Source organism: Clostridia bacterium, from assembly GCA_028698525.1.
In the GTDB taxonomy this organism is placed as follows: domain Bacteria; phylum Bacillota; class Clostridia; order JAQVDB01; family JAQVDB01; genus JAQVDB01.
The window spans coordinates 1-4,707 of the sequence record JAQVDB010000102.1 but is presented as its reverse complement, the minus strand read 5'-3'; the positions used below and the strand labels follow the sequence as shown (position 1 = coordinate 4,707).

At 34.2% G+C, this 4,707-nt stretch carries 3 protein-coding genes; 1 reads left to right on the top strand and 2 read right to left on the bottom strand.

Annotation, left to right across the window (positions count from 1 at the left end; all coding sequences use genetic code 11):
• Window positions 1-85 precede the first annotated feature (85 nt).
• A complete protein-coding gene (locus PHP06_10550) occupies window positions 86-982 on the bottom strand; it encodes an ABC transporter permease (protein ID MDD3840980.1) in 897 nt (298 codons plus the stop codon).
• A 116-nt stretch (window positions 983-1,098) separates the two neighbouring features.
• Complete coding sequence (locus tag PHP06_10545; protein ID MDD3840979.1) at window positions 1,099-3,138, bottom strand: hypothetical protein; 2,040 nt, start codon at window positions 3,136-3,138, stop codon at window positions 1,099-1,101.
• Window positions 3,139-4,074: 936 nt separating this feature from the next.
• Between PHP06_10545 and PHP06_10540 the strand changes: the two genes are divergently transcribed.
• Window positions 4,075-4,548, top strand: coding sequence for a helix-turn-helix transcriptional regulator (locus tag PHP06_10540; GenBank protein MDD3840978.1), 474 nt, complete (start codon window positions 4,075-4,077; stop codon window positions 4,546-4,548).
• Window positions 4,549-4,707: the final 159 nt, after the last annotated feature.

Below are 4,707 nucleotides of genomic sequence, written 5' to 3'. Positions count from 1 at the left end.
CAGCAACTTATTGACCAAATAATCAATGCCCTGCCTTTCTATCTTAAAGATCGATTGCAGTTGGTTGCGTGATTATATTCATTTTTCAAGGTTCATCACCACAATAGTGGTGGGAAAGTTGAGTTAAACTAATTATAAACACCCCTACTATTGTTCCAAAAACAGTTCCCTTACCTCCGCTAACACTTGTACCTCCAATAATCGCTGCCGCAGCGGCATCCAATAATAGAGTTCCTGAAATGTTCGGCACAACCGTTCTAATGCGTGCTATAGTTATTATTGCAGCTACGCTGGCATATATGCCTCCAAACATGTGAACTAATATCCTGCACCTATCGATATTGATGCCTGCTTGTTTCGCTACTGAAGCATTGCCTCCGATAGCATACCAATAGGTTCCTAAACGTGTCTTATTAAGAATAAAGGACGTTACCAATATCATAATTACTAATATAACAAATGGCATTGGAATCCCTAAAATATCTCCAGATCCTATATATATAATATCGGCTTTTGTCAATTTAGGAGCGCTGGCTTCTCCGATAATCATAGTCAATCCTTTAATAATAGACATCATCGCTAATGTCGCAATAAAAGGTTGAATCTTCATTTTAGTTATAATTGATCCATTTACTAGACCGATCAATGCTCCTATTACTAAAGCACAGAAAATCAGCACCACCAAATTCTGGCTAGTTGACATATATATCTTTGTAGCCGCTACTCCTGCAAGTGCTACTGTTTCACCTACTGTGAAGTCAAGTGCTCCAGTTATTATTATTGCCATTATTCCAAGCGAAACAATGCCAACTGCTGCATTCTGTTGCAACAATAAATATATTGATTCCAATTCTAAAAATGCACTTGAAATAATAGAAAATACAACATAGAGCCCTATTAATATCATTAAAGGAATAATTTGTTCGGTTGAGAAGCTTTTTGTTTTTATTTGTATATCATTAAGTTTTGTACTATTCATCATCCGCTAACCATTCTACATATCAGCTTAATTGGCTAACATGCTTTTCCTTTCTTTGAGATTTTTTCCATTCTAACAAATTAGCTATAAACTTATATAACTATCATTCAATTACAGAGCTACTTTTTAGTGGACGATAAGTTATATATATACACAGTTCCTAGCCTATCCTCTGAAGCAATTGCTAACTTCTTGCCATCTTTACTTATAGAACAGCATGATAATACATTATTTGCTAGGGACGCAAGCGTTCCCCTTGAAGAACCATGCTTAATATTTCCTTTAAGTATAAGCCCATTTTCATCATCATATTTAAACACCATTCCTAAATCAGAAACGTCTCCAGCAACACCATAAACCGTTTTTTTATCTGGCGTAGATGATAAAGCACGTACAGGTCCATTGTAACCTGCCATCCCCAAAGAGTACACTCTATCACTATCACAAATAGCAAGTAGTCCGTCGAGCGTTCCAATAAGAACCCGGTCTTTTGTTAATGGTGTACACACAGTAGGAACTGCTTTAAATTGCCTGCCTGGATAACTAGGTAGAACAGAATCCGCACAGGTACACTTTTTCGGTTCAACTGACTTACATAACCATTTTACATAGTCATTATCAAGATTATCTAACTTATCAATAAATTCGATTCTTTCATTCACGATTTTAAACCCAAACTTCCTTTCTTTCCCGCAAATTCCATGCAGTGCATTATCATCATCCCACACAATCCCAGTCACACCAGAGTTTTCAATGTCATCTGGGGCAAGCTTGCGCCAGATACGAAACGCTGTATCAAGATTACCATCAAACGTATGTGGATTTGCTGCCGAAATCCTCGCTTGATCGTCAAATATTTTTGCATAACCATCAATATCTTTAGCATTAGGCCAAAACATCTTGTCTTCTAGTTCTTCCGGTGCAACCTTTTTCATATCTGTCATGGTAGGCTCGAATTCATTTAAGTCTATAGTCATGATAGATGCAGGAGCTTGGCCGTGGTTTGTTTCCACAATCACCATTAAATCATCATGAATGAACAACTCACTCATGCAACAAAATACACGCTTTGTTGTACCTACTATTCCTATCCACTCAGGTTTTCCGCCATTCAGTATGTCCCACCTAAACAGGGAGCCAGGTTGTGACGGCAGGGAAGTTTCAGATCCATCATTACAGGAACTTACATGATACCAAAGTACCCCGTTGCTATCAAAATCAATCCCAAAAACTCCATTGCGGTTTTCTGTTATTGCATATCTTGGCGTTGGAAGATACGGCCCCATATTTTCTATTTTGCCAGTCCTGGTATCAAGAGCAATTATGTCAGGTCCATACATTATAGAAAAATATATTCTCCCGTCAGGCCCAATTTTACCCGCTGCAATGTTTCCAAAACTTTCTCCAAAAGTATAATTATCACCGTAACTATAAAAAGGTACCCTATAATTCATATCAATTACTTTTTGTTTATCTGTATCTATCTTAAACATATATCCTGATTTAGTTGCAGAATAAATATTTCCATCAGGACCTAAAACCATTCTAAAGCTATGACCTTCTGACACCTGCCCCAAATCTATTACGGTCTTGTCATCAAACGAATATCTATATAAATGACCTCGCATAAAACCTAAAGAGTATAAAGCATTATGCTTTGGATCATATATTGAACCATATAGTGATTCCCTTGGAACAGGGATTCCCAAATTACTTGTCTCTTTGGTTTTCGGATCATAAACCACAATATTAGATCCAGCAAAACCTTCCCATATATGCCCATAATGTTGTTCAGGTAACCAGGTAGGGTGAGATGGAGCACGATCTGTCGAATGTGTTGTCATAGCTAACTTCCCATTATTTAAAAAAGATATAGAAGTATGAAACTTGCTAGCCCGCATTGCTCTCTCCTGAGGCAATATTACTTTCTCAACTTCAAAAAGTTTTTTCCCTTGATTGGTTTTAGGATCATATTCATAAAGGCGTGCATATCCACACAATGTAAGCTCACTCGATAAAGACATGTACATTTTACCATTGGGACCTACATTACTATCCCAAATCGAGTTATTCGGTTCACTTTCAAACATATATTGTTTTACACCCTTCTGGGACATCAACTTGAAGTCCTCAGAACCTTTAAAAAGGTAAGTATTCATAAATATCCTCCTCATTAATTATTTAAATAAGCTGTTAAATTTGCATGCGGCCTTATATTTATAGATAATCAATTTCAAAACAAATGTTCCTAGTGAAAGACTTTGCCCATACAAAACCTCTCGTTTTGCTTGAATGAATATTCTCATAATTGGGAATTGTTTTGTGCGATTTGCAAAACGCACTCATATTCTTATAATCATATTTGTATGCGCTTTTTTGAACCTTTTCCATGTATTTCATGGAGATATATCAATATCTTTGTTTCATTATTGGATGAACGTTTGAGCGCTCGGACTACCTTGCCAAATCTTGATTCATTAGCTATCCCAGCAAACTGTTTAAGCATTTCGACTTGTCAATACTTCCAATGTATTATTTAAATATCTACAACAACATATAATATATTCCTGCATATTTTAACACATCACATTCTCTAGATAATGCTATAAAGTATGGTAACCATTTTATTTATTATTGTTTTTATTTCCTTACAATCTACCATGTATTGTTATTTTGCGATAATTTTGATAGAAAACACGAACTTTATACACATAAAAAATTGCCCATGCTTTTTATCTTTATTTAGATAACTTTGCTACTAGTGTCTTTAAATTAGAACCTTAAAATTCACCAAAACCGAACGAATATTTTCAATATTCCAACTTCACCTCCCATGATTTAATCTAATGCTGTTTTTGGTATAATGATAAAAAGAGTGATTTTTAGGAAATTAGAATATTTTAATAAAAGAAACGGCTCATATAAGGCATTCGTTGTCCTTAAATATAACTATAGGGATACTTGCCTGTTAGATAGTAGTCCAAAATGCATTTTTTATACTGTCAATCTTATCAATAGATAGTATAGCACTAAGTTGAATTTATGTCAATATCTTATCGTTGAATTTATTTCATCGTATATCAGGAGAGGATTTTATGGGTAATAACGAAAGAAAACATCTAGAAAAATATAATAAATCTGATAAATTTGCAGTAAATGAATTTATTGTTTTTCGAACTAATCAATTAAACTTAAGACAAGCCGACCTAGCTAATACTACAAATATAGATAAAGCAATTATTTCTAAATATTTTAATAAAAAACGTATACCCACTGATAAAGACTTGCGAAAACTATCCAAACCACTCAAAGTATCAGAAGAAGTCTTGTTAATGCTGGGCGGATACATAATGCCACCAAAAAACCAAAAAAGAATAATTGACGAATTGGAAACTATAAAAAAAGAATTAAATAAATACACCGAAAATATAAAACTACAAGAAAAACTGGAAGATGCAAATTTGAAAAAATACATGCATGAAGAAATAAAGCTAAACAAGAAGGAGAAAGAATTTATACAGGAATACATGGAATTCATAAAGTATAGGCGTGAAAGAGGCAACAAATAAGGAGAATCCGTTATTCGACAAAATAATTTAATAGTATACATATATTGACAAATCCTCTCAAATATAGAATAATAGTCATATGTCAAGTTGGGGAGGATTTTTTAATGAAAAAGATAATAACTATAATATTATGTGTAGTATTGATATTGGTAGCCTGTG